This window comes from Enterobacter sp. R-25, from assembly GCF_049913205.1.
Taxonomy (GTDB): domain Bacteria; phylum Pseudomonadota; class Gammaproteobacteria; order Enterobacterales; family Enterobacteriaceae; genus Enterobacter; species Enterobacter ludwigii.
The window spans coordinates 432520-456461 of record NZ_CP183982.1 but is presented as its reverse complement, the minus strand read 5'-3'; the positions used below and the strand labels follow the sequence as shown (position 1 = coordinate 456461).

Here is a 23942-nt window from a genome sequence, read left to right as displayed (position 1 = left end):
GATATTATTTCCGGTAGCGAGATATTTCTGGGCATAAAAAAAGAGTATCGGCCGCTACCGGAAAATGTTTAGACTTTAAGCAAATTCAGCGTGTTATGGCTCTGTTACTGAAATGTTTACACGGGTAACAGGCGAGCTTTGTCGGTTCTCCCAGAGCACCGTCAGGCCGCGCTGCAGGGCGATAAAAATAAACAACAGAATGCCAATGGCGATCTTGGTCCACCATGAACTGAGCGTGCCGTCAAAGTTGATATAGGTCTGGATCAGTCCCTGGATCGCCACGCCGAACAGCGTCCCCAGCACCGTGCCAACGCCGCCGCTGAGCAACGTGCCGCCAATCACCACCGAGGCGATGGCATCAAGTTCCACCCCGACGCCTGCCAGGGCATAACCCGCCTGGGTATAAATCGAGAAGACGATCCCCGCCAGCGTCGCCAGTCCGGTCGAGAGCATATAGATGCGGATTGTGGTGCTGCGGGTGGAGATCCCCATCAGGTTTGCCGAGGTGGCACTGCCGCCAATGGCATAGACCTGATTACCAAACCGGGTACGGTGGGCAAGGAAGATCCCCACCACCACCACGCCCAGCATCAGCAACCCCATCGCGCTCAGACGACCGCCGCCGGGGATTTTCCACGCCAGGCTGGAGAGCGTGTCGTAGACAGGATGGTTAATCGGAATCGATTCTTCCGAGACCAGGTAGCTTACGCCGCGCAGGAAGAACATGCCGGCGAGGGTGATAATAAAAGCCGGAATTTTCAGCGCGTCGATCAAAAGCCCCATAAATGCGCCAAACGCGCAGCCCATCACCAGCACCAGCGGGAAAGCCAGCAGCGGCGAGATCCCCCAGAAACCGATCGCTTTTGCGAGGAATACGCCCGTGAAAGCGATCACCGACCCAACCGAGAGATCGATCCCGCCGGAGAGGATCACAAAGGTCATGCCAACGGCGATAATGCCTAAAAAGGCGTTATCCGTCAGAATGTTGCAAATCACCCGGGTAGAGGCAAAGCCCGGGAATTGCGTCAGGCAGTAGAGATAACCCAGCACAAACACGCCCAGGGTGATCATTAACGGTAAATTACGTTTTATCATGGCCACGGATCCCTTTAATGATGCTGACAAAGCGCGGCGACTGGACGATCAGCACGCAGAGCACGACCACCGCTTTCACCACCTGGTTGAGTTCCGGCTGAAAACCGGAGAGCAGGATCCCGGTATTCATACCCTGAATAATCAGCGCGCCGATCACCGAGAGCAACAGATTAAACCGCCCGCCCATCAGCGATCCGCCACCGATAACCACCGCCAGGATCGCATCTAGCTCCAGCCATAACCCGGCGTTGTTGGCATCCGCACCACGGATGTCCGCCGCGACGATCACCCCGGCAATGGCGGCGCAAATGCCGCTCAGCACATAGGTCAGCATAACCATCAGCCGTGTATTAACCCCGGCGTTTCGCGCCGCACGGATGTTAATTCCGACCGCTTCAATGAACATGCCCAGCGCCGTTTTACGGGTAAAGAGCCAGAACACCACTAATGTGACCAGCGCAATAACGATCGGCGTCGGAAAGAAGAACAACTTACCGCTGCCAAGCCATGCCAGACCGGGGGAGTTGAAGGTCACAATCTGACCCGAGGTGATAAGCTGTGCCACACCGCGTCCAGCCACCATCAGGATGAGAGTGGCGACAAACGGCTGAATTTTCAGGACCGCCACCAGAATGCCGTTCCACAGTCCGGCCAGCACCCCGGTACCTAATGCAGCCAGCAGCACCACCGGCAGGCTGTGCCCGGCGACGGTCATGGACGCTGCCGTGGCGCCGGCGATGGCCATCACCGCACCGACGGAGAGGTCAATCCCGCCGGTGGCGATCACCAGCGTCATACCAATGGCCAGAAGCGCCACCGGGGCGGCGCGGTTTAAAATGTCTATCGGACTGCCAAACAGCCGGCCATCCTGCACGATAATCTGAAAGAAATGCGGGGCGACCAGGCTATCGATCAGCAGCACCAGCAGCAACGCGATAATTTGCGGCGTGCCGGTAGGCCAGGTGAAGCGGCGCCTGGTTGCACCGGTTTGCGGAAGCGAACGGGGCATCACGATTAACTCCTTACGCCGCGATGGCATTCATGATTGCCGGAACGGACAGTTTATCCAGCGGGATCTCTGCCACCTGCTTACGATCGCGCATGATGATGACGCGATCGGCATACCCCACCAGCTCTTCCAGCTCGGATGAAATAACCAGCAGCGCCAGACCGTCTGCACACAGCGTTTCGATAAGCCGGATAATTTCGGCGTGCGCCCCAACGTCGATACCGCGCGTCGGTTCATCGAGGATCAGGAACTGGGGTTTAGTCAGCAGCCAGCGTGACAGCAATACCTTCTGCTGGTTGCCACCGGAGAGAAATTCAATGGGCTGTTCAGCGCTCGGCGTACGTATACCGAGCTGACGGATAAATCGCTCGGCAATGGCGTTTTGCTCTTTCCGCGGGATGGGGCGTAGCCATCCGCGCTGCGCCTGCAGAGCCAGAATGATATTTTCCCGCACCGAGGCGGCGGCAATTATGCCATCGGTTTTCCTGTCTTCCGGGCAGAAGCCCACGCCCAGGCAGGAGGCCTGATGCGGCGATCGCAGGGTCTGCGGTTTACCTTTGATCAGCGCGCTGCCGCTGTCCGCAGGTTTGATCCCGAAGATCACCTCGGCGGTTTCGGTGCGCCCGGAACCCAGCAGGCCCGCCAGCCCGACAATTTCACCGGGCCGCACGTCCAGATTAAAGGGCGAGATCACCCCTTTTTTGCCAAAATCGCTGAAGGCCGCGACCGGTTTATCGCTGAGCAACGTGCGGCCTGCGCGCTGAAGCGCGTTGGTTTCCAGCTCGCGGCCCAGCATCATTTTGACCAGTTCTATCTGCGGCAGCTCGCGGGTTTCGCGGCAGCCGACAAAGCTGCCGTTGCGCAGCACCGTGATGCGATCGCTGACCTCATACACCTGATCGAGGAAGTGGGTGACGAAGATCAGGCTTACCCCCTGATCGCGCAGCTGGCGCATCAGGGTAAAGAGCATTTCGACTTCCTGGGTATCCAGGCTCGCGGTGGGCTCATCGAGGATCAGCACTTTCGCGGAGAGATCGATCGCCCGGCAAATCGCGACAATTTGCTGCATCGCGACGGAAAAACGGTTCAGCGGTTCGCGAACGTCCAGGGAGAAGCCATAGGATTCCATCAGCCTGGTGGCCCGCGCTTCCATCTCTTTGCGTCGCAGCAGGCCGAAGCGTCTTGGCTCACGGCCGATAAACAGGTTATCCGCCACCGACATATTCGGCAGCAGGTTCACTTCCTGGTAAACCGTCCCAATCCCCAGCTGTTGTGCATGGGCGGTGTTTTTTGGCGAAATGGCGTTGCCTTCTAGCCAGATTGTGCCGCGATCGGCATGGTAAACGCCGGTAAGTGCCTTAATCAGCGTCGATTTTCCCGCACCGTTCTCTCCCAGCAGCGCCATAATCTCACCGCGTCGCAGGCTAAAATCAACGTTATCCAGCGCTTTTACACCGGGGAAAAACTTGCTTAAGCCCTCTGTGCGGAGGATTTCCTGGTGTTGTGTGTCGGTCATGTTTCCCCCTCACCCTCGCCCTCTCCCGGTTGGGGAGAGGGAAATGTTCATGCCAGTCTACCCGCCCTTGTACACCCTCTCCCCTCTGGGGAGAGGAGGGGGGTAAGGGGCGAGGGAAAAGGCCTTAGTAGCCCATATTTTTCTTCTTCTCTAACTCTTCTTTCGCGGTGTCAGGCAGGTAGAGCGTTGATTTGGTGATCGTCACTTTTTCAGGCAGGGTGCCGTCTTTCTTGAATTTCTCCAGCGCATCGAATGCCGGGCCAGCCATGTTTGGCGTCAGCTCCACGCTGGCGTTCGCTTCGCCGTCCATCATCGCTTTATAGATATCCGGCACGCCATCGATAGAGCCAGTGAGGATATCTTTGCCCGGCTTCAGCCCCGCTTCTTTGATGGCCTGGATAGCCCCGATCACCATGTCATCGTTGTGGGCGTAAACCATGCAGATGTTCTTGCCGTTGTTTTCAGCCTTGATAAAGCTCTCCATAACCTCTTTACCTTTACTGCGGGTAAAGTCGCCGGACTGAGAGCGGATAATCTTAATGTTTGGCGCTTTGGCGATGGCCTCCGCGAAGCCTTTCTTACGATCGATGGCCACGCTCGCCCCGACGGTCCCCTGCAACTCAACGACGTTACACGGCTTGCCATCCACCTGTTTCACCAGCCAGTCACCAATTAATTGGCCCTCGAGAACGTTGTTGGCGGTGACGGTGGTCATATAGAGAGATTTGTCTTTTACATCAATGGAACGATCGAGCAAAACAACCGGGATCTCAGCGTCTTTCGCTTCCTTCAGGACCGGCTCCCATCCAGTGGCCACGACCGGCGCAATAAAGATGGCATCAACGCCCTGGGCGATAAATGACCGCACGGCTTTGATCTGGTTTTCCTGTTTTTGCTGCGCATCGGCGATTTTCAGGGTGATACCGCGTTTCTGGGCCTCGCTTTTCGCAACGTTGGTTTCTGCCGCTCGCCAGCCGGATTCAGAGCCGACCTGGGAAAAACCTACGGTTAAAGGGGCGGCCATCGCCATAGACGACATGGCTGCCGAAACTGCTGTGACAAGAAGTAAGCGCTTCCACATATGAACGTCCTCGTAGGGGTGTTTATTGTTGGTTAAAAGATGTTCTGCGAAATGACTATAGCCAATGAAATATGTAACGAATTGCGTTACATCACACTTCAGAAAAGTGAATAAAACGTTAATCACAAGTTTGTAATCGCTTTCATTTCACCATTAAAAAAGCGGCTGAGTTTATGGATTTTCCTGTCATGGAATCGGTCTGAAAAGTGGGGAGAACGTGGAGAGAAGACGAAAACAGGCGGAGACATTCAGCGCCAGTTGGCTATAATACCTGCCACTTGTTTACCATCCATTTTAAAGGACACAGACATGAGCTTACTCAACGTCCCTGCGGGTAAAGAACTGCCAGAAGACATCTACGTAGTTATCGAAATCCCGGCTAACGCAGATCCTATCAAATACGAAGTGGACAAAGAGAGCGGTGCACTGTTTGTAGACCGTTTCATGTCTACCGCCATGTTCTACCCATGCAACTACGGTTACATCAACCACACCCTGTCTCTGGACGGTGACCCGGTTGACGTACTGGTTCCAACGCCATACCCACTGCAGCCAGGCGCAGTCATTCGCTGCCGTCCTGTTGGCGTGCTGAAAATGACCGACGAATCTGGTGAAGATGCGAAACTGGTTGCTGTTCCGCACACCAAACTGAGCAAAGAGTACGATCACATCAAAGATGTGAACGACCTGCCAGAACTGCTGAAAGCACAGATCACTCACTTCTTCGAGCACTACAAAGACCTCGAAAAAGGCAAGTGGGTTAAAGTTGACGGCTGGGAAAACGCAGAAGCAGCGAAAGCGGAAATCATCTCCTCTTTCGAACGCGCTGCGAAGAAGTAATTCTTACCGCTGAATAATAAGGCCCCGCGAGTCGGGGCTTTTTTGTGCCTTGCGTCTGACGCGACACTGGCACGCTAAATACGGCATAGCGGCTACCATTTCAAGGAACCAGCAGAATATATGAGCTTGTGACCCCAGGTTTTGTCCCCGGCAGAGCCGACCTGTTTGAAGAGCTTGCAGGGTATTATGAGAGTGATGGCCTGATATTTACCGATAGAGGTCTTTGATATTATCTAACGCTATTAATAGCCTGCTTTTGCCCTACTCGCTGCGTTAAAACAATTACCGACGAATATGCCCGTTTCGTGTCTGCTTCAGGGCTTTATGAAGACAGGTGTGTCTACCCTTTTTGTTGCAATGCACAGCGGGTAGAGTAAACGGCATACCCTGAGCTCAGGTGCTACTAATATCACCCATAGCTATTTTTTAATCGAGTTGCTGGCCAGCACACTCCTGACCATCGCGATTGTGGGCGTTTTACATGCTACGTTTCTTTCTTCAAAGCATAAAGATGGGCTACATAAAGGCGTTTGACTGTTACGGCAAAGACAGCAAATGGCAGTATCTCTGCATCATGACATTCCAGCTCGCCTGGTTTTTGTTTTATTTATGGATCCCCTACCGTAGCGATTATGCCATTTTGCTGTTTTTACTGTTTTTTATTCCCGTCATTTCAAGCAATACGCGGTGCATCAACTACTACGGCTTTTCACGCGCCCTGTGTCTGATATGGCTGGTTGCTCCGTACATCATGCTTTTTGTTCCGCTGTTTTTGACCCGACGCCGAAGCACAGAAGACAGCTAAGCCCATAAAAAACAACGCCACCTGACGGTGGCGTTGTTTTTTTCAGTACTGGTCTCTGTCTAACCAGTTACCGCTTACAATCCGCTTTAACCCCTCGACCGGACGCTGGTAGACGTACATCCACGCACTTCCATACGGCGTCTGGATCAACTGGCGAGCGTATTCACCGCCCCTGGTGCGCAAGGCATCAAGTTCGGCAAGTGTAGCATTATCAATACGATAAACTTCACCCTGTACTGTTCCTTCCCCAGGAACCGCGCCTGGATAGTGGCCCAGGCTATACAACTGGTAGTTCTCGATATTGTAATTCCCCAGCAGCAGGGCATTGGTCATCCAGTGACTGTTGCCTTGCTTGGTTCGTAAACTGCCGTAGACAAATATTCGCATTGCTAAAACTCAAACTGATAGAGCAGATCAAGTGCCTGGTCTACGCCGGACACTGCTTCCAGATATAGCTTAGGCATAAGGCGATAGCGTAACGTGAGTGTTGCCAGTGAGTCAAAGATCCCCACGCCATATTTTACCTGCAGACCCGGCAGTACATAGCCACTGACCACCACTTGCGAGGAGTCACCCACGCCCTGGGTGTCCAGTGCCAGATTGCTTACGCCGAACGTCTCGCCGATTTTACCCACAACCTGCCCACTTTGTGCAACCCCCAGACCCACTAACATCGAGGTCATCGCTGCACTGTCGCTCTGGCCGCTCTCCAGTCCTTGCCCACGCAGCAGGTAAGACAAGGCTTCCTGTTGGGACATTGCCGGGTCGGAGAAGATCTCCGCCTTCGGCTCATCAGCAGAGCCGGTAACGCGAACACCCGCAATAACGTCGTTTTCGGTGGCTTCCGGGTTACGAATCGCTTCGATATTGAGCAGTGGCTGATCCGGTGGGCCGGAGAACAGCAGTTCACCTTTACGCACAATCAGATCCTGACCATAGGCATGGAAGCGCCCTTCAGGAATATTGATTTGGCCGTTCAGCCCCAGCCCCTGCTTGTCCTGCGCGACTTTCAGATCCCCTGTCAGTCTCGCCTTCAGCCCAAACGCATCCAGACGCACGTTATTGCCGACGTGAACGGTGAGGTTACTGTTGATCGGAATACCGGCGCTCTTCTGCTCAACGGGTTTGAGATTTTCATTGAGCATGACTTCGTCACTGGAGACGCCCACCGCGCTCTCAGGCACCTCGTGCACCACGATGCGTGCCCACGGTACGTCCACGTTGCCGTCCAGCGTGAAGAGGCTTGGGGTGGCTTCAAAGACAATATCCGGGGATACGTCCAGACGTACCATCGGCGGTACGGTGATCCGCACCTTGCTGCCTTTGGCCGCAACACGGGCCCGCCAGTTATCAAGCTGGCTCCAGTCGGCGTCGCCGCTGAGGTTGATTTGCCCCTGCTGGGTACGCACCACCCCGGCGAGGGTCGAGCTCATGCCGTTGAAGTTCATCGCAATCTGGCTTGGCTGCATATCAAACGGCATAAAGTTGCCGTCGATATCCACGCCGTTAAGCTGCATCTGGCCAAACAGCTGCGGGCTTTGCGCATTGCCCGCCAGGCGCAGGTTCGCGCTGAGCATCCCCTCCGCTTTTTCTCCACGTGAGAAAATCGGGTTGGCCATCGCCAGGTTAAAATTGCGGATATTAACGTTACCGGCGAGATTACGGCGTCCTTGCGGATCGGTAATCTGCACCTGCCCGTCAAACTGACCATTATTGGTCAGACGGATAAGCCACCCAAGCTCCGCGCGGTTGTTATGCAGATCGGCACTCAGGTTGAGGGTATCAAACGCCACCGGCAGCGGTGCGTCGTTCACTTCCTGTATCACCTTCACGTTACGACCAGAGAGCGTCACGCTACCCTGCGGCAGCCCCTCTTTGGTCGTGTCCCATGCGACATCGGCTTTCCCGCTAAAGACGCCGCTGGCCTGAGTCGTCTCCGGCATAAACGGTTTTAGCATCGCCAGGTCGAAGCGATTAAGGTTGATCTGCGCACGCCCTTCAGCCCCCGCATCAATGGTCTGCGGTACGCACAGTTCCGCATTCGGGTTGGTCCAGCAGTGCGGCCCGATACTGATCTTTTGTTCGGCGTTGCGGTAGTCCAGCGCGATAGCGCGGGACAGTGCCAGCGGCCCTACCGGGGTGTTGAAGCGGGTATTGTCCAGCGTCCCTTTCCAGCGTGCCTGTTTGCGATCAAAGCTTCCGGTCAGATGAAGCTGACCGGATACCGGCTCGCCCTGCACCTTAAGCTGGAGATCGTGCTGTTTTTCGTTACCTTTGGCATCCAGAGTGACCAGATTAATGTTCACGTCGGGCTGAGAAATGCGCTCCACGCGCAGGTTCAGGTTACCGCCAATTTGATCGGTGGATTTCACATCCCCTTCGACGCGAACCCGCGCAACGGTCAGCGCCTGCCAGCGCAGGTTGCTGGCGGTGATATCGGCCAGCAGCTGCGGAGCCTCTACCGTGCCGCGCACCTTCACTAACCCTTTCGCCGTACCGCCCAACCCTGGCAGGGCGTTATCCAGATTTGGCGCATCAATGGTGGCATCGAGATTAAGATCTTTCACCCCCAGCTCGCCTTTGATATCCGCCGTGTTACGGCCCAGCGCCACGTGCAGACCCGGGATCACCCACTGCAGATAGCTGTTGCCCTTCAGCGAGCCTTCAACGTTGACCTTATTCTGCTTCACGTTACCGGTAAGCTTGATTTCCGGCACGTCCATCTGCCACGTACCGCCATACAGGCTGCCGCGGGTTTTGATCAGGCCGTCCAGTTTTGATGGCCAGTCCGGCACCTCTTTGGCCGTGTTGATCCCCGTCAGCTTCAGCTCGCCGCGCCAGCTGATCGCCTGCTGCCAGTCGAGCAGCGCGGTGAGTTCCGTTTTGCCTTCCAGCGCCGCGACGGTCAGTTTGTCGAGATTCACCTGCTGCTCGTTCCCTTTAGCATCCAGCGTAATCGTCGCAGGCGGAACACCTTGCCCCTTCACCGCCGTGCGGAACGACAGGGTGTAATCGGTCATTTTGCCGCTCAGCTTGAGCTTCAGGTCATCGGCCTGGAACTGTTTTTCGCCGGTGAACGGCCAGTAGAGTTGCTTACTGACAACCTCAAGGTTGAGCGGCAGCCCCGCTTCCGCCAGCTGCGTTTGCGCGCGCAGATCCATATCCACCGGGCCGGAGAGGTTAACGCCGACATCCAGTTTATCGCGCAGCGCCCCGCCCACTTTGACTTTCACTTTTTCGCCTTTCAGCGGGTCGATGTTGAGCGAACTGTTCAGGGTGATATCCACCGGCCAGTTGTCGCGCAGCAGGGCATTCCCTGACGCGTTAACCGAGCCCTGGTTGGTGTCGATATCCAGCGCGTCGAGCTTCATGTTGCCGTCGATGCTGCTGACTTTAAGCAGCATGTTGAAGACCGTCAGATCGGTATCGCCGGTGAGACGCAGCTGCTCGCCTTTAAACTCTTCGATATTCAGGTTCAGCGGCAGATGAACGTCCGTCATCTCCGGCAGCACAGGTTTAGAGAAGAGATCTTTCAGCGTTTCGCCCAGCGGTTTCTCTTCCGGCTGCGGGTTCTGGATCTTCGGCTCGACAATTTCTTCCTGCGCCACGTCCGCCACTTTCGGCAGCGCAATCAGCAGCCCCTGAAGGGAGGTTGGCGTCAGAGTGAGGTTTTTCTCCTGCCAGCGCAGGCCGGAGGTGAAATCCATGACAGAGACGGTGGTGTCGTCGATTTTAACATTGACGTTATCCAGCGCTACCCGATAGAGGGCAATCGGATACGGTGTGGAGAGATTCAGCGGGCCGCTATCCTCTTCCTCAACGGGTGCCGATTTCGGCATTTTCTTCGAATCTATCGCCACGTTCACGTCTTTCAGCGACAGATCGTTAACGCACAGCTTGCTGTCCCGCAGGCAGCCAAGCTTCACCGCGAGGTGAAATTCCCCCGCGTTTACCGCCACGCCAGGCTGCTCGTAGCGGATGTTTTTCAGACGCAGATCGCGCCAGCCGCCTGTCACCTGGCCAATTTCCAGCCCGGGAACCCAGCGGTTAGCCGCGTTAAACAGCAGATGCAGGCCAGACGTCGTTCCGACCAGAAACGCCACCGTACCGAGCAGCAGTACGATAAAAATCAGCACCCCGAGGCTTATCTTCTTCCATAAACTCATAATTCAGGCCCCAGACCGATGTAAAACTGTAAACCGTGTTCTTCTTTATCACCCACCGGCACGGCGAAATCGAGCTTGATTGGCCCGACGGGAGACTGCCAGCGTACGCCCACGCCCGCGCCGGTTTTAAAGTCGCTGCGGCGGATATCGCTTACCGCTTCGCCGCCGTCGACAAACATCGCGCCCCACCATTTTCCGCTGACGTTGTACTGGTACTCCAGCGAGCCGGTAGCCAGCTTGGAGGCACCAATCAGCTTGCCGTCATCATCTTTCGGCGCGATGGATTTGTATTTGTAACCGCGAATACTGCGGTCGCCACCGGCGAAGAAGCGCAGATCCGGCGGAACTTTGTCGAAGTCGCCGGTTTCAATCCAGCCGAGGTTGCCGCGCATCACGAAACGGTGTTTGTCATACAGCGTGCGGATCCAGACGTTTTGCGCCTGAATCACCGAGAAATCCACATCGGAACCCCACATGGTGTTGGAGTAATCGATGGAGTAACGCTGGGAATCGCCCCAGGTTGGCATCAGGCCGCCGCGCGAGCGGGTACGGCTGATCATCACCCCCGGGTAGAGCAGCATGGTGGTGTTGGTGACGTTGGCCTGGGTAAAGTGGTCCAGACTCCAGCGCAGGTTAATGGCGCGCTGCCAGCCGCTGGAGAGGTCCCAGTATCGCGATACCGCAAGCGTGGTGGAATCTGCCTCGGTATCGTTCAGGTCGGTACGCTTAAAACCGCCCTGAACAAGGTAATACTGTTCAAGCGGGTTTTTCAGCAGCGGCATTTTGTAGCTGAAATCGAGCTGCTGTTCCGGCGCTGAGATACTGGCGCTGGTGGTCAGGCTGTGACCGTATGAGTTCATCCACGGCTTTTTCCACGTGGCTTTCACGCGCGGACCGACGTCGGTCGAATAACCAACACCGGTCTCAATGGTGTTCTCGGTGCGCGGCGAAACAACGCCATGCAGCGGCAACACCTTGGTTTTGCGCGATTTATCAAACTCCGGCGCGACAACCACCGAGTTAAACCACCCGGTGGCGGAGAGGCGGCGGTTCAGCTCCGCCAGATCACGCGACTGGTAGTAATCGCCCTTTTTGAAAGGCACGAGGTTTTGCAGATACTCTTCACGAATTTGTGAGCCTTCGAAGGTCACATCGCCGAAACGATAACGTTCGCCACTGTCATAATCGATATCCCAGAAGGCCTGGTGCCTGTCGAGCGCAATGCCCAGCTGGCTTTTGTCGAACTGGCTGTCAAAGTACCCCTTACGCAGGGAGACGCTCGTCAGCTCTTTTTTGAAATGATCATAGTCACCGTGGTTCAGCACGGTACCGTTTTTCGGCCGCGTGCTGAGCAGATCCAGGTAATCCCGGTCCGTACGCGCGCCGCCGCGCAGAATGACGTTAGTGCCGCCGATCAACACCGGCTCACCCGGTGAAACGCGGGCAATAAGCACCTGCCGCCCCTTCTTTGGCGGCGGACGGAGATCGAAATCAATGGTGGGTTCGTAATAACCCAGCGCTTTCAGCCCTTCGCGGATCGCATCATCCACGCGCGCGCGAAAACGCCGGTCCGGCGTCACTTCGTCGCTCTCGATGGTCGACAGCTGCGCACGCACGTTTTTTTCCAGCGCCCCGGATAACCCCTCAACCTGCAAACGGACATTCGCCGCGCTGGCAACCCCGCTTGTCAGCAATAAACTGACCAAACATAACTGGCGGATTTTTGTCACGTTTTCTCCTGAATATCCCTTTTTCCACCCTGGAAGCAAATGAAGTGCCGCTCCGCGGCAAAATACGGCCTGTTAGCCAAAAACCCACATCACGGGTTGAAAACGGGTGTAACACCCAAATATTTCTTATGATTAAATCTAGACTCATTCAGCGCATTTATTGTGTTCAATTAAACGCTTCGTGACAACCTTAACCGAAACATCGCAGCCCGGGAGGCCCCCATCGTGAGTTTATTCGACAAAAAGCATCTTGTTTCACAAGCTGATGCATTACCGGGACGCAACACCCCTATGCCTGTGGCGACCTTACACGCCGTGAATGGCCATTCAATGACAAACGTTCCTGATGGAATGGAAATCGCCCTGTTCGCCATGGGCTGCTTCTGGGGCGTAGAACGCCTCTTCTGGCAACTCCCCGGCGTTTACAGCACCGCGGCGGGCTACACGGGGGGGTATACGCCAAACCCAACCTACCGCGAAGTGTGCTCTGGCGAGACCGGTCATGCCGAAGCCGTACGCGTGGTGTATGACCCTGCCGTCATTAGCTATGAGCAACTTCTGCAGGTGTTCTGGGAAAACCACGACCCGGCCCAGGGCATGCGTCAGGGTAACGACCACGGCACCCAGTACCGTTCGGCTATCTACCCTCTCACTCCTGAGCAGGAGACGGCCGCCCGCGCAAGCCTTGAGCGCTTCCAGAAAGCGATGCACGATGCCGGTGACAATCGCGAGGTCACCACGGAAATCGCCTCCGCCAAACCGTTCTACTATGCGGAAGACGACCACCAGCAGTACCTGCATAAAAATCCGTACGGCTACTGCGGTATCGGGGGTATCGGCGTCTGCCTGCCACCACAGCTGGCCTGATTACTGGTCTAGCGCCACGCGAGCCGCGTGGCGCGTGGCATTACTGACCGACCCATAATTCATGACTTTTCCCTGCAACAGCAGGTTAAAAACCGGTGCCTGCGGCCTGTTAAGGCGGGTCTGCAGCAGGTGCACGGCCTCAATCCCCAGTTCGCGGCAGGGCACCGTGACCCCCGTGACCGGTTTTTCCAGCCGGTGCGCTAAATTCCAGGCAAAATCGGTGGTAATCAGAGAAATGTCTTCCGGAACGCGCAGCCCGTGGCGGGTTAATGCCCTCACCACACCTTCGGTCATGCTGGTGCTGTTCGGGAAAATCACCTCTGGCCACTGCGCTCTGTCATGACTCAGCAACCACTCATCCAGCGCCCGCTCGGCTTCGTCTGCGGTAAACCACTCCGTCACGAGTAAATCACGCTGCGGCTCAAAGGCGACGTGAAAATGGCGATACGCCTCTTTAATGCCATCCAGACGAGCATAAAGCGTATCTCGCCGAAGGCAGGTCAGCGTCAGGATCCGCCGGTGCCCCTGTTCAAAGAGATACTGCATGGCGGTGAAGCCGATCGCCCGGTGATCGGGTGATACCGAATCCAGTACCCGCTCCCGGTCCACGGAATTAATTAAGACGCAGGGTTTATTGAGCGTGCTGGCCAGTTTAAATATGGTGGCATCATCAGTACCAATAATAATTATCGCGTTGATGTTCTTCTGGCTGGCCTTTTCCATAAATAATTTTACATCGGCGTGCTGTTCTTCTAATCCGCAACAGCTGACCCACACATTGTGTGGCGAGCAGGCCTCAGCAATCCCTTTGGTCACCTCAAGATAAAAAATATCGCCGCGCCCCTGAAAGGTTCTTTCCGGAGCAAAAACGGCAATACCGTTAATCAACAGCCGTCCACTGGCCATGGACTCCAGCACGCCCAGCTCTCGGGCGGTGCGAACGATCGCATCCCGGGCTTTATCGCTGGTATATGACTTGCCGCTTAATACCCTCGACACCGTGCTAACGGAATATCCCGTGAGGGCCGCGATCTCCTCCATTTTTAACCTGCCCGGCATAGTGTGACCTCGCTCTCAATCAGTTTTTGCAAATATTTGCAGAAACAGCCTTTTGATTTTAAAACCAAATTTCAGAAAGCCTGGAGATTACTTATTCACCTTGCGAGTATTCTCACAAAAACACATTGTCGCTACGCCTCGCCTTTCCTATTTTCCGGTCATCACTTCTTTTCAACTGAAATTAAGGTGTGACATGGAGAAGGTACGTTTTGGCATTATTGGTATAGGTAATATCGGTACGGTCCACGCACGTTATTTACTCGCGGGTACGGTCAATGACGCCTGCCTGACGGCAGTTTGTGACAATGCACCGGAAAAACACCCGGCCATTCGCCAGCTGGTGGGGGCCATTCCCCTGTTCAGTGATGCCCAGGAGATGATCCAGAGCGGGCTTATCGACGCGGTGATTGTCGCCACGCCCCATTACGAACATCCGCGCCTGTCGATGCTGGCAATGCGTAACGGCATTCATACCCTGTGTGAAAAACCGGCAGGCGTTTATACGGCGCAGGTGCAGGAGATGAACGCCTGCGCGCGCGAGTGCGACGTGGTGTTTGGCATCATGTACAACCAGCGACCAAACCCGCTCTACCGGAAGGTTAAGGATCTTATCGACAGCGGTGAGCTGGGCGAGATCCGCCGTTCTAACTGGATAATCACCAACTGGTACCGCTCGCAGAGCTACTACAACTCCGGCGGCTGGCGCGCGACCTGGAAAGGAGAAGGCGGCGGCGTGTTGCTCAACCAGGATCCGCATCAGCTCGATCTCTGGCAGTGGCTGGTGGGCATGCCGGTCCGCCTGCGCGCGTTTTGCCAGTTCGGCAAACATCGTGACATTGAAGTGGAAGACGAGGTCACCGCCTATGCCGAGTATGCCAATGGGGCTACCGGTGTATTTATCACTACCGTGGCAGAAACGCCGGGGACAAATCGCCTGGAGATCGTCGGGGATCGCGGCAAAGTGGTCGTCGAAGAGGGGCGGCTTCGCTACTGGCGGCTACGTGAGTCCGAAACCGACTTTAACGCCCGCTGGCAAAACGGTTTTGGGGAGCCTGAATGCTGGGAGGTCGACATTGCTGTCGCCGCCGAATGCAGCGAACATCATGTCATTACCGCAAACTTCTGCGCCGCCATCCTGCGCGGTGAACCGCTGATTGCGCCGGGCCTGGACGGGATCCACGGCCTGACGCTCTCCAATGCCATGCATCTTTCCACCTGGACTGACGACTGGGTCGAACTGCCGATCAACGAGAAACACTACTTGCGCCTGCTCCAGCAACGCATCAGCACCTCAGTTGCTAAAGAGGCCATAAACGTGACGCTTGATGCCTCAGGCACCTGGTAACTCCGGAGACGACACGATGCTAAATATCGCCATTGTAGGTACAGGCAATATCTCACATAACCATATTCAGGGTTATTTGCAGTTTGGTCAGCGCTGCCGGATTGTCGCGCTGGTGGATATCTACCCGGAAAAAGCGCACGAGAAAAAAACGCGCTACGGCCTGACGCAGGCCCGCGTGTATGAGAGCCATCAGCAGATGCTGGCATCCGAGCCAGATGTCGATATCGTCGATGTCTGCACCCCACCGTATGTCCACGCACAGATCAGCATTGATGCACTGGAGGCCGGGTGCCATGTGCTGTGTGAAAAGCCGATGGCCGCCTCGCTTGAGGAGTGTGACGCGATGATTGCGGCTCAGCAGGCCAGCGGCAAAACGCTCTCCATCATTGCGCAAAATCGCTTTACCGATGCCTTCTGGCGCTTAAAAGCAGCGCTGGATTCCGGCCTCGCGGGCAAAATCTGCCATGCGCAGGTGGATTCGTTCTGGTGGCGCGGCCACTGCTATTACGATCTATGGTGGCGTGGCACCTGGGAAAAAGAGGGGGGCGGCTGCACGCTCAATCACGCGGTTCACCATATCGACGCTATTCAGTGGATGCTCGGGTTTCCATCCGAGGTGGTGGCGATGATGACCAACGTGGCGCATGACAATGCCGAAGTGGAAGACCTCAGCGCCGCAATATTCAAATATCCCAGCGGCGCACTCACGCAGCTTACCGCCTCGGTGGTGCATCACGGCGAAGATCAGACGATCGTCATCCAGGGCGATCGTGCGCGCATCTCTGCCCCCTGGCAAGCCTGTGCCAGCGTGAGTGCCGATAACGGTTTTCCTCAGGAAACTCACGACCAGCAGCGGGAAGCACAGCTCAACGCTGTTTTTGCGCAGACACCGGCACTCGCGTGGACGTTGCATACCGGGCAGATTAACGACCTGCTACTGAGTATTGAACGCGGCACGGCTCCGCTGGTGGATGGATTACAGGGAAAACGCTCGCTGGAGTTGATTACCGCAATTTATAAATCTGCCATCACCCGCACCGTGGTCTCGCTCCCCATTCCACGTGACGATCCGTTTTACCGTACCGGCGGGATTAACACCCTCGCCCCCCGTTTTCATGAGAAATCCGCAAGCGTGGCCAACTTCAGCGAAGTGGGCGCTATCCCCCTGGGTAAAGATCTGGATCGAGGAATCTGAAGATGAATAAACATGACGGAATGAACTACGCGCCAGTCGGCAAACCTCAGCCCGTTGTCCGGGAAGGTGAATTTGTCTTTGCCGCTGCCGCGCTCGACCACGGGCATATTTATGGAATGTGTAACGGGCTGATTGAAGCCGGCGCCACGCTGAAATGGGTTTACGATCCCGATCCGTCCAGAGTGGATAAATTTATCCAGCAGTATCCGCAGGCCAGAGTGGCGGATTCGCTGGAGGCGATCCTCGCCGATAACGAGGTGCGTCTGGTGGCAGGCGCCGCCATCCCCTCTGAGCGCTGTGCGCTGGGGCTGAAATCGATGGCAGCGGGGAAGGATTACTTTACCGACAAAGCGCCGCTCACCACCCTTGAACAGCTGGCAGATGCCAAAGCGATGGTTGAAAAAACCGGTAAGAAATACGCGGTTTACTACAGCGAACGTCTGCATGTTGAGAGTGCTGTCTTTGCCGGTGAACTGGTAAAGCAAGGTGCCATCGGCGACGTGGTACAAACGCTGGGGACAGGCCCACACCGTGAAGGCGAAGGAAGGCCGGACTGGTTTTACGATCGGCGATACTTCGGCGGCATCCTGTGTGACATCGGCAGCCATCAGATTGAGCAGTTCCTTTTTTACACCGGCAACCGCGATGCCACCGTGATAGCAAGCCAGGTCCGGAACGTTAAACACCCGCAGTACCCCGCCTTTGAAGATTTTGGCGATGCAATGCTCAAAGGCGAAAACGGCGCCAGCGGCTACTTCCGCTGCGACTGGTTTACCCCGGACGGGCTGTCCACATGGGGTGACGGGCGACTGACGCTGCTCGGCACTGAGGGCTACATCGAAATCCGCAAATACGTCGATTTAACCCGCGGCGAGCAGGATGTGGTTTATCTCGTCAATAAAGAGGGGGAGTTCCGTTATCCGGTAGCAGGCCAGGTCGGATTCCCGTTCTTTGGCGAACTGATCCTCGACTGTCTCCATCGGACTGAAAATGCCATGACGCAGGCGCACGCTTTCAAGGCTGCGGAGCTCTGCGTGAAGGCTCAAATGCTCGCTAACGCGGCGGGTTAAGGGGAGCCGGAGATGACTATCCTGAATACCGCTATCATCGGCGGCGGGGCGATTCATGGCTGCCATGTCAATGCCCTGCGCCAGATACCCAACGTCGCACTGCGTGCGCTGGTCGACATCGACAGCGTTAAAGGACTGGCGCTGGCGAAAGACTATCAATGCCGTTTTTATCAGGATTACCGGGAAATGCTGCTGGATGATGCCATCGACGTGGTACACATCTGTACGCCCCATTTCGAGCATAAAGAGATGATTCTGGCGGCACTCGCCGCCGGGAAGCATGTTTTTTGCGAAAAACCGGTGGGCATGAACACCCGCGAACTCATTGATATCACCCGTGCCGCCGATCGGGCTCAGAGCCTGCTCGGCGTGTGCTATCAGAACCGGCTCAACCCCACCAGCCAGCGTATTCGGCAGGAGTTAGGCCATGGACAGCTGGGGAAAATGCTCAGCATCAGGGCAGTACTCACATGGTCACGCGCGGGCGCTTACTACACGCAAAGCCCCTGGCGCGGTCGGCTGGCAACAGAAGGCGGGAGTCTGCTGATCAACCAGGCAATCCATACGCTCGACCTGATGCAGTGGTTCGGCGAAGGCGTGACGCGAGTGAAAGGCGTGGTGGATAACGGTGAGCTGGCAGAGGTGACCGAAGGCGAAGACAGCGCAATGGCCACGCTACACTTCGCCAACGGCGCCCGCGGCCTGTTTTATGCCAGCAATTGCCACACCACGGACGCCCCTCTCCTGCTGGAGATCCACTGTGAACACGGCTCGCTGCTGCTGAATGACAACACTCTCTGGCGCGTCACGCCGGGTGAGCGGTTAAAACTGGCAAGCGATGATTCCCCCGACGGCACGGTAAAAAGCTACTGGGGGCTGGGACATCAGCAGGCGATCCACCGGTTTTATACTGCCGTTCAGCATCCGGAAAACAGAGACTATATCGATATCCGTACCGCAGGAAAATCACTCACCCTTGTGGAGGCTATTTATCGCTCATCTCAAACAAGACAATGGATAAATATCAACAACCAGAACGTAATTTGAATTCCAGACGTTAATAAAAATACGCCCCGTAAAACGGGTTAATCATTACCCTACACTGGATATTATTATGGTCAAACCAACTGAACGTAGAGTTGGTTATGGCGTGGCGCTTGGCTACGGCATAACCGATCTGTTTGGCGGAGGCGCTTTCGCCATTATCGGCACCTGGCTGTTATTTTTTTACACGACCTATTGCGGGCTGTCTGTTATTGAAGCGGGCTCTATATTTGCTATCGCCCGCGTCATTGATGCACTGTTAAGCCCGATCATGGGTTATATCACTGATAATTTTGCGGGTACCTGGCTCGGCCGTAAATTTGGCCGTCGCCGTTTCTTTTTATTACTGAGTTCCCCGTTAATGTTTTTGTATGCCCTGCTGTGGCTGACGGATATGGGGTACTGGTATTACCTGGGAACCTATCTCTCGATTGAACTGCTGTCGGCGATGGTGCTGGTGCCATGGGAGACGCTGGCCGCAGAAATGACGAACCGCTATGAAGAGCGCAGCCGACTTTCAGGGGTGCGCATGATCTGCTCTCAGCTTGGGGGGTTCCTTGCCGTTTCCGTCCCCGGCGTCATTATGCAGTTCACCGGGAAAGACAATCCGTTTACCTATACGCTCACCGGACTGATATTTTCCTGCGTTTTTTGCCTTGCGGTGTTTATTACGTGGTACACCACGTGGGAAGCGAAAGATGTGCATCAGGAGTCCGATTTTAAGATAGATAACCAGCGCAGCAGCGGGGTAGCCAATCATCTGAAATATCTGGTACTGGACCTCTTTTCGTCCTTTCGCATCCGCGCATTCCGCCTGCATATCATTATTTATATCTTCTCGTTTACTGCGATGGACGTCTTCGGCTCGGTCTTTACCTATTATGTCGTTTATTGTCTGAGCCAGGATGCGGCGGCCGTGTCGGGCTGGCTGAGCATTGCCGCCTTTGCCTCAGTACCAGGCACGTACGGATTTATGCTACTTTTGAACCGGCTGAATATCACGCCGTCCGCCGCGCTACGCCTCTCCTATGGCTGTATCTTCGCCGTGCTGGTATTCCTGTTTACGGTCTACCTCACCAAAACGCAGGTGCCAACGCTGCTGTTCTCGGGAGTCTTTATCCTGCTCGGTGCCGCCCGCTCTGGTCTTTATTACATCCCGTGGAATATCTACAGTTTCATCCCTGATATCGATGAGATTGTAACGCAGCAGCGCCGCGAAGGGATTTTTGCCGGGGTGATGGTATTGACCCGCAAAAGCACCGTGGCGATTGCCATTATGATCATCGGTCTGGTGCTGCAGGAGTCAGGGTTTGTGAAGGGCAGCGGCGCACAGCCTGAAAGCGCGCTGGGGGCCATTATCGGCCTGCTGATTTTCGCGACGGCGGCCCTTCTGGCCGTGAGCTTCTTCACGACCTATAAATTTAAACTGACCCGCGAGACGCACAAGCTGCTGCTGAAGGAGATTGCGCGCCGCAAGCTGGGCGGAGATTATCGCGACTGCGACGCCAACACCCGCGTGGTGATCAAACAGCTCACCGGCTATGAGTATGACCAGGTGTGGGGAGGGGATGCCACGCGCCGGGCGGCAGGAAACGCCAGTTTATCCGCAGTAAAATAGCCGTACGTACCGGACAGCGCTTCGCTGTCCGGCCGGTTTTATGCCAAAATGTGACCTCTGGCAGATTTACACGCCTTTACGCTATACTACCCGCTGAAATAATCAGCTCAACGCTACGAGCTGACGTTCTATGTGTCTTCACACAAATGTAATTAACTTCCCTTCCGAGGATCTGGCTGAAGCCGGATAAACTATGTTAAACAGTATTTTAGTGATACTTTGTCTCATTGCCGTCAGTGCATTTTTCTCGATATCCGAGATCTCGCTGGCCGCCTCCCGTAAAATCAAACTGAAACTGCTTGCTGACGAAGGCAACGTTAACGCATCACGCATACTCAAAATGCAGGAAAACCCGGGAATGTTTTTCACCGTGGTGCAGATTGGCCTGAACGCGGTCGCCATCCTGGGCGGTATCGTGGGGGATGCGGCATTTTCACCAGTGTTTCATGGCCTCTTCGCACGCTACTTTTCACCTGAACTCTCCGAGCAACTGAGTTTTATTCTCTCCTTCTCGCTGGTGACTGGCCTGTTCATCCTCTTCGCTGATCTGACCCCGAAACGCATCGGTATGATTGCGCCAGAAGCTGTGGCTTTGCGCATCATCAACCCGATGCGCTTCTGCCTGTTCCTGTTCCGTCCGCTGGTGTGGTTCTTCAACGGCCTGGCCAACAGCATTTTCCGCCTGTTTAAAATTCCGATGGTGCGAAAAGACGATATCACCTCTGATGATATCTATGCGGTCTTCGAAGCGGGTGCCCTGGCGGGCGTGCTGCGCAAGCAGGAGCACGAGTTGATTGAGAACGTGTTTGAGCTGGAATCCCGTACCGTACCGTCTTCCATGACCGGACGTGAAAACGTGATTTGGTTCGACCTGCACGAAGACGAGCAGAGCCTGAAGCAAAAGGTGGCCGAGCACCCGCACTCCAAGTTCCTCGTCTGTAATGAAGATATCGACCACATCATCGGTTATGTGGACTCGAAAGACCTGCTGAACCGCGTGCTGGCCAACCAGAGCCTGGCGCTCAACAGCGGCGTTCAGATCCGCAATACCCTGATTGTTCCGGATACCCTCACCCTCTCTGAAGCGCTGGAAAGTTTCAAAACGGCCGGTGAAGATTTTGCCGTTATCATGAACGAATACGCGCTGGTGGTGGGCATCATCACCCTCAACGATGTGATGACCACGCTGATGGGCGACCTGGTTGGCCAGGGGCTGGAAGAGCAGATTGTGCAGCGTGACGAGAACTCATGGCTTATCGACGGCGGTACGCCGATTGACGATGTCATGCGCGTGCTGGATATCGACGAGTTCCCGCAGTCAGGTAATTACGAGACCATTGGCGGCTTTATGATGTTTATGCTGCGAAAAATCCCGAAACGTACCGACTCGGTGAAGTTCTCTGGCTACAAGTTTGAAGTGGTGGATATTGATAACTACCGCATCGACCAGCTGCTGGTGACGCGTATCGATAATAAACCGACCGTGCTGGTGCCGCGGATGCCTGACGCAGAAGAGAAAGTGTCGGCGTAAGGCCCATAAACATCAACGGCTCCCATCGGGAGCCGTTTTTTTATCAACTGCGTTTTTAACTACTGCATAGCACGTTGGTTAAGCCATCTCAGTTTGCAGACGCATAACCTGACGGTTGACTTCAGACATCACAGACAGGTGCTGCTTGTCCTTCACTTTTGGGATAAGGATCTTGCCCTTATCAAACTCAAAAGCGCCAACATCCTTGATATACAACCGTCCACGGAACAGGATCTTCACGTACTTCGCCACCTGAAGCGGGTTGTAGCGTTGGAAAATTTTCATTCTTGTATCTCCTGCGAATCATACGCTCTTGCGGTGCCACAATCGGCCCGACTGTCCTGAGCGCAAATTTTGTTGCCCAAAGACTATAGACCAGAACTACGGTGTTACCCAGTATGCATAAGTTTATTTACCGTTTGATTACAATTATTCAGAATAATCTTTGCAAAGCTTCACTCAGGGCAGTATAAGCCGTCGTTTTTTCATGGATATGTGCGTTCACCCGCAAACTGGCATCGGGATTGCGGGAAAACCACATTGATCGCACTTATGATTAAAAGCGTATGACCAAGTGGTCGGATCACCTGCAAACAATAAGGAAACACCATGACCCTACGTACTATCCTTGCAGCAGCCTGTCTGCTTCTGCCTCTGTGGGCTAGCGCTCACGCGATTGAAAAAGGACAACGAGTACCACCAGTCGGCATTGCTGACCGGGGAGAATTGATTCTCGACAATGATAAGTTTAGCTACAAAGCGTGGAATAGCGCGCAGCTCGCAGGCAAAGTGAGAGTTGTACAACATATTGCCGGTCGTACATCCGCAAAAGAGAAAAATGCCAACCTGGTGGAAGCGATCAAGGCCGCAAAATTCCCACACGACCGCTACCAGACCACCACGATTGTTAATACTGACGATGCCATTCCTGGCTCCGGCATGTTTGTGCGTTCAAGCCTTGAGAGCAATAAAAAACTCTATCCGTGGTCGCAGTTTATTGTCGACAGCAACGGCGTGACGCGTAAGGCGTGGCAGCTGGAGGAAGAGAGCTCCGCAATCATCGTGCTGGATAAAGACGGCCGCGTGCAGTGGGTGAAAGACGGGGCATTAACCCAGGAAGAGGTGCAGCAGGTTGTCGCCCTGCTGCACAAACTGCTGGCTCAATAAATAGAGACGCGGAAGCCGGGGTTAAGGAAGGATTCGCGCGGGGTGTAGTCCAGCGGCTTCCCCTGCCAGTCATGAACATGTGCCCCGGCGGCCGTGGCGACCGCATGCCCTGCCGCGGTATCCCAGACGTTCGTTGGCCCAAAGCGAGGGTAGAGCTGAGCATGACCTTCCGCCACCAGACAGAATTTCAGTGATGAACCAATCGAGGTCGTCTGGTGTTCACCCAGCTGTTGCAGATATTCCTGCAGTTCGCTGTCGCTGTGCGACCGGCTGATCACCACCAGCGGTGGACGCGCATCGCGCACCTGAATCTGCTTACGCACGCCGCACTCTTCCTTCCACGCCTTACCGTCTGCAGCGCTGTACATGACTTTCATCACCGGCGCGTATACCACCCCAAGCACCGCTTTGCCTTTTTCAATCAGCGCGATGTTGACGGTGAACTCACCGTTACGCTTGATAAACTCTTTGGTGCCGTCGAGGGGGTCCACCAGCCAGTAACGCTGCCAGTGCTGACGCTCGTCCCAGCTCTGCGGCGCTTCTTCTGACAGGACCGGGATATCCGGCGTTAAGGCCTGCAGTCCTTGCAGGATCACCTTGTGAGCCGCGATATCTGCCGCGGTGACCGGAGAGTCATCTGCCTTGCTGACGACCTCCATCGGTTTTGCACCGTCATACACCTGCATGATGGCATCTCCCGCATCCCGTGCGAGCTGACAAATCTTATCTAACATTCTCCACCTCTTTGTTAACGCAGTGGGGTTAACTCTTTGTTTTAGTTATATCGTAATGGGAACAATTCCG

20 protein-coding genes are annotated in these 23942 nt (G+C 55.2%); 10 read left to right on the top strand and 10 right to left on the bottom strand.

Going from position 1 to position 23942, the window contains the following annotated elements; genetic code table 11:
- Positions 1–93: 93 nt before the first annotated feature.
- The 4 genes from yjfF to ytfQ form a co-directional block, all read right to left on the bottom strand.
- A complete protein-coding gene (gene yjfF / locus ACN9MQ_RS02170; RefSeq protein WP_426021252.1) occupies positions 94–1095 on the bottom strand; it encodes a galactofuranose ABC transporter, permease protein YjfF in 1002 nt (333 codons plus the stop codon).
- Positions 1082–2107, bottom strand: a complete 1026-nt coding sequence (ytfT, locus tag ACN9MQ_RS02165) for a galactofuranose ABC transporter, ATP-binding protein YtfT (protein ID WP_025205793.1) — start codon at positions 2105–2107, stop codon at positions 1082–1084. The genes yjfF and ytfT overlap by 14 nt, the downstream gene beginning before the upstream one ends.
- A gap of 10 nt (positions 2108–2117) precedes the next feature.
- Positions 2118–3620, bottom strand: coding sequence for a galactofuranose ABC transporter, ATP-binding protein YtfR (ytfR, locus tag ACN9MQ_RS02160; RefSeq protein ID WP_020882911.1), 1503 nt, complete (start codon positions 3618–3620; stop codon positions 2118–2120).
- Between the two features lie 124 nt (positions 3621–3744).
- Positions 3745–4701, bottom strand: a complete 957-nt coding sequence (gene ytfQ / locus ACN9MQ_RS02155; RefSeq protein WP_020882912.1) for a galactofuranose ABC transporter substrate-binding protein YtfQ — start codon at positions 4699–4701, stop codon at positions 3745–3747.
- Between the two features lie 309 nt (positions 4702–5010).
- Between ytfQ and ppa the strand changes: the two genes are divergently transcribed.
- Together ppa and ACN9MQ_RS02145 are read left to right on the top strand one after the other, a co-directional pair.
- The gene (ppa, locus tag ACN9MQ_RS02150) at positions 5011–5541 is read left to right on the top strand and encodes an inorganic diphosphatase (protein WP_020882913.1); all 531 of its coding nucleotides are present in this window, start codon (positions 5011–5013) and stop codon (positions 5539–5541) included.
- Positions 5542–6052: 511 nt separating this feature from the next.
- Entirely contained in the window at positions 6053–6346 is a 294-nt protein-coding gene (locus ACN9MQ_RS02145; protein WP_322416120.1) for a hypothetical protein, read from the top strand.
- A 42-nt stretch (positions 6347–6388) separates the two neighbouring features.
- Here ACN9MQ_RS02145 and ACN9MQ_RS02140 read toward each other — a convergent pair whose 3' ends face one another.
- From ACN9MQ_RS02140 to tamA, 3 genes are read right to left on the bottom strand one after another with little or no spacing between them, the layout of a single operon-like run.
- Positions 6389–6733: a gamma-glutamylcyclotransferase family protein gene (locus tag ACN9MQ_RS02140; RefSeq protein ID WP_014168360.1), complete on the bottom strand. Its 345-nt coding sequence runs from the start codon at positions 6731–6733 to the stop codon at positions 6389–6391.
- A 2-nt stretch (positions 6734–6735) separates the two neighbouring features.
- The gene (tamB, locus tag ACN9MQ_RS02135; RefSeq protein WP_410379572.1) at positions 6736–10512 is read right to left on the bottom strand and encodes an autotransporter assembly complex protein TamB; all 3777 of its coding nucleotides are present in this window, start codon (positions 10510–10512) and stop codon (positions 6736–6738) included.
- The gene (tamA, locus tag ACN9MQ_RS02130) at positions 10509–12242 is read right to left on the bottom strand and encodes an autotransporter assembly complex protein TamA (protein WP_020882918.1); all 1734 of its coding nucleotides are present in this window, start codon (positions 12240–12242) and stop codon (positions 10509–10511) included. Before tamA ends, tamB begins: the two co-directional genes overlap by 4 nt.
- A gap of 225 nt (positions 12243–12467) precedes the next feature.
- On the opposite strand from tamA, the gene msrA reads away from it, so the two are divergent.
- Positions 12468–13109 (top strand): peptide-methionine (S)-S-oxide reductase MsrA, encoded by a 642-nt coding sequence (gene msrA, locus ACN9MQ_RS02125; RefSeq protein ID WP_020882919.1) that lies wholly within the window; start codon positions 12468–12470, stop codon positions 13107–13109.
- Here msrA and ACN9MQ_RS02120 read toward each other — a convergent pair whose 3' ends face one another.
- Positions 13110–14168, bottom strand: coding sequence for a LacI family DNA-binding transcriptional regulator (locus ACN9MQ_RS02120; protein ID WP_044859779.1), 1059 nt, complete (start codon positions 14166–14168; stop codon positions 13110–13112).
- Between the two features lie 193 nt (positions 14169–14361).
- Between ACN9MQ_RS02120 and ACN9MQ_RS02115 the strand changes: the two genes are divergently transcribed.
- From ACN9MQ_RS02115 to ACN9MQ_RS02090, 6 genes are all read left to right on the top strand, one after another.
- On the top strand, positions 14362–15513 hold the full coding sequence (locus tag ACN9MQ_RS02115) for a Gfo/Idh/MocA family protein (RefSeq protein WP_079231477.1): 1152 nt from the start codon (positions 14362–14364) through the stop codon (positions 15511–15513).
- A 16-nt stretch (positions 15514–15529) separates the two neighbouring features.
- Positions 15530–16708, top strand: a complete 1179-nt coding sequence (locus ACN9MQ_RS02110) for a Gfo/Idh/MocA family protein (RefSeq protein ID WP_196356058.1) — start codon at positions 15530–15532, stop codon at positions 16706–16708.
- A 2-nt stretch (positions 16709–16710) separates the two neighbouring features.
- Complete coding sequence (locus ACN9MQ_RS02105) at positions 16711–17778, top strand: Gfo/Idh/MocA family protein (RefSeq protein WP_426021254.1); 1068 nt, start codon at positions 16711–16713, stop codon at positions 17776–17778.
- 12 nt (positions 17779–17790) lie between these two features.
- Positions 17791–18825 (top strand): Gfo/Idh/MocA family protein, encoded by a 1035-nt coding sequence (locus ACN9MQ_RS02100; protein ID WP_244047609.1) that lies wholly within the window; start codon positions 17791–17793, stop codon positions 18823–18825.
- 67 nt (positions 18826–18892) lie between these two features.
- The gene (locus ACN9MQ_RS02095; RefSeq protein ID WP_014168350.1) at positions 18893–20440 is read left to right on the top strand and encodes an MFS transporter; all 1548 of its coding nucleotides are present in this window, start codon (positions 18893–18895) and stop codon (positions 20438–20440) included.
- 193 nt (positions 20441–20633) lie between these two features.
- A complete protein-coding gene (locus ACN9MQ_RS02090) occupies positions 20634–21971 on the top strand; it encodes a hemolysin family protein (protein WP_014168349.1) in 1338 nt (445 codons plus the stop codon).
- 78 nt (positions 21972–22049) lie between these two features.
- Here ACN9MQ_RS02090 and ACN9MQ_RS02085 read toward each other — a convergent pair whose 3' ends face one another.
- Positions 22050–22256 carry a DUF1107 domain-containing protein gene (locus tag ACN9MQ_RS02085; protein ID WP_003856054.1) on the bottom strand — a complete coding sequence of 69 codons (207 nt, stop codon included), beginning with the start codon at positions 22254–22256 and terminating at the stop codon, positions 22050–22052.
- Between the two features lie 324 nt (positions 22257–22580).
- Here ACN9MQ_RS02085 and ACN9MQ_RS02080 point away from each other — a divergent pair, with 324 nt between their 5' ends.
- Positions 22581–23138 (top strand): YtfJ family protein, encoded by a 558-nt coding sequence (locus ACN9MQ_RS02080; RefSeq protein WP_014168347.1) that lies wholly within the window; start codon positions 22581–22583, stop codon positions 23136–23138.
- Here ACN9MQ_RS02080 and cysQ read toward each other — a convergent pair.
- The gene (gene cysQ, locus ACN9MQ_RS02075; RefSeq protein ID WP_014168346.1) at positions 23132–23872 is read right to left on the bottom strand and encodes a 3'(2'),5'-bisphosphate nucleotidase CysQ; all 741 of its coding nucleotides are present in this window, start codon (positions 23870–23872) and stop codon (positions 23132–23134) included. The two genes, ACN9MQ_RS02080 and cysQ, sit on opposite strands and share 7 nt — an antisense overlap.
- Positions 23873–23942 lie beyond the last annotated feature (70 nt).

Excerpts from the sequence above, each read along its gene's own strand:
- ACN9MQ_RS02140 (WP_014168360.1), bottom strand. The coding sequence starts at position 6,733 with ATGCGAATATTTGTCTACGGCAGTTTACGAACCAAGCAAGGCAACAGT.
- ppa (WP_020882913.1), top strand. The coding sequence starts at position 5,011 with ATGAGCTTACTCAACGTCCCTGCGGGTAAAGAACTGCCAGAAGACATC.
- ACN9MQ_RS02115 (WP_079231477.1), top strand. The coding sequence starts at position 14,362 with ATGGAGAAGGTACGTTTTGGCATTATTGGTATAGGTAATATCGGTACG.
- ACN9MQ_RS02095 (WP_014168350.1), top strand. The coding sequence starts at position 18,893 with ATGGTCAAACCAACTGAACGTAGAGTTGGTTATGGCGTGGCGCTTGGC.
- ACN9MQ_RS02105 (WP_426021254.1), top strand. The coding sequence starts at position 16,711 with ATGAATAAACATGACGGAATGAACTACGCGCCAGTCGGCAAACCTCAG.
- ACN9MQ_RS02100 (WP_244047609.1), top strand. The coding sequence starts at position 17,791 with ATGACTATCCTGAATACCGCTATCATCGGCGGCGGGGCGATTCATGGC.
- ACN9MQ_RS02080 (WP_014168347.1), top strand. The coding sequence starts at position 22,581 with ATGACCCTACGTACTATCCTTGCAGCAGCCTGTCTGCTTCTGCCTCTG.
- ytfR (WP_020882911.1), bottom strand. The coding sequence starts at position 3,620 with ATGACCGACACACAACACCAGGAAATCCTCCGCACAGAGGGCTTAAGC.
- ACN9MQ_RS02145 (WP_322416120.1), top strand. The coding sequence starts at position 6,053 with ATGGGCTACATAAAGGCGTTTGACTGTTACGGCAAAGACAGCAAATGG.
- ACN9MQ_RS02090 (WP_014168349.1), top strand. The coding sequence starts at position 20,634 with ATGTTAAACAGTATTTTAGTGATACTTTGTCTCATTGCCGTCAGTGCA.
- cysQ (WP_014168346.1), bottom strand. The coding sequence starts at position 23,872 with ATGTTAGATAAGATTTGTCAGCTCGCACGGGATGCGGGAGATGCCATC.
- ACN9MQ_RS02120 (WP_044859779.1), bottom strand. The coding sequence starts at position 14,168 with ATGCCGGGCAGGTTAAAAATGGAGGAGATCGCGGCCCTCACGGGATAT.
- tamB (WP_410379572.1), bottom strand. The coding sequence starts at position 10,512 with ATGAGTTTATGGAAGAAGATAAGCCTCGGGGTGCTGATTTTTATCGTA.
- ACN9MQ_RS02110 (WP_196356058.1), top strand. The coding sequence starts at position 15,530 with ATGCTAAATATCGCCATTGTAGGTACAGGCAATATCTCACATAACCAT.
- yjfF (WP_426021252.1), bottom strand. The coding sequence starts at position 1,095 with ATGATAAAACGTAATTTACCGTTAATGATCACCCTGGGCGTGTTTGTG.
- ACN9MQ_RS02085 (WP_003856054.1), bottom strand. The coding sequence starts at position 22,256 with ATGAAAATTTTCCAACGCTACAACCCGCTTCAGGTGGCGAAGTACGTG.
- ytfQ (WP_020882912.1), bottom strand. The coding sequence starts at position 4,701 with ATGTGGAAGCGCTTACTTCTTGTCACAGCAGTTTCGGCAGCCATGTCG.